The 2,345-nt window shown below is 55.6% G+C and carries 3 protein-coding genes and 1 pseudogene; all 4 read right to left on the bottom strand.

Features of this window, described 5'->3' with window-relative positions; all coding sequences use genetic code 11:
- Positions 1-133 precede the first annotated feature (133 nt).
- Positions 134-1,582: an exodeoxyribonuclease I gene (sbcB, locus tag LWH94_RS19025; RefSeq protein ID WP_232903287.1), complete on the bottom strand. Its 1,449-nt coding sequence runs from the start codon at positions 1,580-1,582 to the stop codon at positions 134-136.
- A gap of 51 nt (positions 1,583-1,633) precedes the next feature.
- Positions 1,634-1,876 (bottom strand): DUF2442 domain-containing protein, encoded by a 243-nt coding sequence (locus tag LWH94_RS19020; RefSeq protein ID WP_022987633.1) that lies wholly within the window; start codon positions 1,874-1,876, stop codon positions 1,634-1,636.
- Complete coding sequence (locus tag LWH94_RS19015) at positions 1,857-2,087, bottom strand: DUF4160 domain-containing protein (protein ID WP_094626096.1); 231 nt, start codon at positions 2,085-2,087, stop codon at positions 1,857-1,859. Before LWH94_RS19015 ends, LWH94_RS19020 begins: the two co-directional genes overlap by 20 nt.
- 21 nt (positions 2,088-2,108) lie before the next feature.
- Positions 2,109-2,345 (bottom strand): annotated as a pseudogene (locus LWH94_RS19010) (hypothetical protein); the annotation flags it as partial.

Genomic DNA, 2,345 nt, shown 5'->3' with positions numbered 1-2,345 from the left:
ATCAAGGCCAGAGGCGGCAACGCCGCCTCGTTAACAGGCCGGATATATGGCAGCAACCTGTCCCTCATCAACAACGTCTGAGGCCTTGCAAGCGGGGAGGAGACCATATATGGATTCCGTGGCAAAACACGCCTTACATATACGGAATAATAGACTCACCATAAAGGTGCAGATCTTCCAGAATCTGCCGATTCCGCTCGGAAAGCTCCGGATCTGCCGCCAGTTTCTGCAGCTCAAGGCCATAGGCCTCCAGCGAGCGCCAGCCCTTTTTGGGGCTCATCAGCCGCTGGCTTCGGAACTGCTCCCAGCGTTCCATTTCCTCGCCATCCAGGGTAGACGGGTAGTTGCGGGCCCGGTAGCGAAACAGCATTTCCGGAAGCCGTTCGTCTTCAAAGCGGACTTCCTGTTCACCCAATGTCTCCACCGGTTCAGAGATCAGCCAGTTCAGCTTTTCCCGGTCGGTGTTGCTGATGAAGCCGCCGGCGTAGAGCTGCTCGTCCGGGTCTGTCAGGTCGCTGCCGTCAAACTGGTGGTCGAAGGCCTGGGCAATGCGGGCGGAAAGGTCCGGGGCGTTGCGGAGTTTAGCAAGGTTGGCGCGCAGCACATCGCCGTCCAGCTCCAGTTCCGCCAGCCGTTCTTTGGATAAGGTAGACAGCATATTGGCCGGCGCCAGCACCGGGCATTTATTGACCTGCACACCCTTGAGCGGGAACCGGCTAACGCCCTCCCCCAGTTCTGCCTGGGACGTAAACACCCGCTCACGGATCTGCTCCGGGCTGGCGTTGATCAGCTCGGCCGGGTCTTCCCGCAAGTCGTAGACAATCACCTGGTTTTTGTTGGTGGGATGTTCCGCCAGCGGAGCCACCAGCGCGCAGCAACCGCGAGTGGCCGGGTACTTGGCAGAAATGTGAAACACCGGCTTCAGCGTTGCGGTATCCAGCATCTGGCGGGCGGAATGCTTGTCTTTATGCTTCAGCACAAAGTCGAACAGCTTGGACTGTTTTTCCTTGATCAGCTTGGCCACGGCAATCGTCGCCAACACATCAGACATCGCATCGTGGGCCGCATCGTGGGCAATGCCGTTGGCCACGGTAAGCTCTTCCAACCGGAAGCTGGGGCTGCCGTCTTCTTTCTTTGGCCAGTTGATGCCATCCGGGCGCAGGGCGTAAGTCAGCCGCACCATATCGATAATGTCCCAGCGGGAATTGCCGTTCTGCCATTCCCGTCCGTATGGATCGCGCAGGTTGCGGTACAGGGTGTGGCGGGTAACTTCATCATCAAAGCGCAGGCTGTTGTAGCCAACCGCACAGGTGCCGGGCTGGCTGAACGCCTCGTTGATCTGGGCAATGAACTCCGCTTCCGGATAGCCGTCTTGCAGCGCCTTTTGCGGGGTGATGCCGGTAATCAGGCAGGCTTGGGGAGAAGGCAGGTAGTCATCCGCGGGTTTGCAGTAGATCACCAGCGGGTCTTCGATGATGTTCAGATCCGCATCCGTGCGCACACCGGCAAACTGGGAGGGGCGGTCGTGCACCGGGTCTACGCCGAAGGTTTCGTAGTCGTGCCAGTAGAAAGATCGGATCAAAGGAAGACTCCTGCGAATCAATGAATCAGATGAGGCAGGAGTGTAGCAAAATCACGCAGCAGTTTGCCGGGCATTGCCAGACAACATTGCCTCAATACTCAAATGGTAATCCAGCGCTTGCCACTCAATGCCCGTGCCGTCGCAAATAAACCGGTACTGGCGAATTTCTGAGATAGACGCCTTTTCTAACTCCGGATACCAATGCACAGGCGTGGAAATTACCCGCCCGTCCTCAAGTTCAACGTGCAGGTGGCGATCATCGATGTGAACGGATTTACCTTTGAAACCAGGCATTCCATTTCTCCAGAAACTCAGACTGATAGCTCTCTACAATCGAAAGACACTCTTTCAATTCCTGATTCTTCAGCGTGCTGTATTTGACGGCCAAAGAAACCACTTCAATCTTAGCCCATCGCTCGCCTTTAAGCACATGCACGTGGGCAGGAGGATGATCATTGGCGTAGAAGAAGAATTTGAATCCATTCAGGAGAAGTAATGTTGGCATCCTTGCCACTTATGTGAGTTGTCAGAAAAGATTGTTGCCCAAATCCACCTGGTGTGTGCGAAAGCGGTCTACGCCATCACCAGTCAGTTGGCTCATATCTACCGTCATATTAACCGGTAAGTTGATGAACATGCGTATTCCAGACCAAGGTTGCCACTGATTCCAGACGAAGCCTGCCACCCATTCCACGCGAAAGCTGCCACTGATTCCACGGCAAAGCTGCCACCTTGGCAGGCTGCCTGATTTCCCCATCAAAAC

It is taken from the genome of Marinobacter sp. G11, from assembly GCF_021282325.1.
Lineage (GTDB): Bacteria > Pseudomonadota > Gammaproteobacteria > Pseudomonadales > Oleiphilaceae > Marinobacter > Marinobacter vinifirmus.
Note: the sequence above shows the minus strand (reverse complement) of the source record. Positions and strands in the feature narration are given on the sequence as shown.